The sequence below is a fragment of the Sphingomonas sp. CCH15-F11 genome, from assembly GCF_001557005.1.
Classification (GTDB): Bacteria; Pseudomonadota; Alphaproteobacteria; order Sphingomonadales; family Sphingomonadaceae; genus Sphingomonas.
Window position 1 is genome coordinate 1 of record NZ_LSKG01000105.1, and the last position, 249, is coordinate 249.

Below are 249 nucleotides of genomic sequence, written 5' to 3' on the forward strand. Positions count from 1 at the left end.
CGGCTCGTGGCGATCGGCCTTCTCGCCGGCCTCCTGTCAGGGTTCATCGGCATCGGCGGCGGCTTCCTGATTGTGCCCGGCATCATGCTCGGCAGCGGCATGCCCATCCTCAACGCGGTCGGATCGTCGCTGTTTTCGGTGGGAACGTTCGGATCGGCGACAGCCCTCAACTATGCCCTGTCAGGACTCGTGGATTGGCGCGTGGCCGGCTTCTTCATCGCTGGCGGGGTCGCTGGCGGCGTCGCCGGC

The 249-nt window shown here is 67.5% G+C and carries 1 protein-coding gene; it reads left to right on the forward strand.

The window, feature by feature from the left end; genetic code table 11:
* On the forward strand, positions 1–249 hold a 249-nt coding region (locus AX709_RS09430), incomplete at both ends, for a TSUP family transporter (RefSeq protein WP_156454237.1).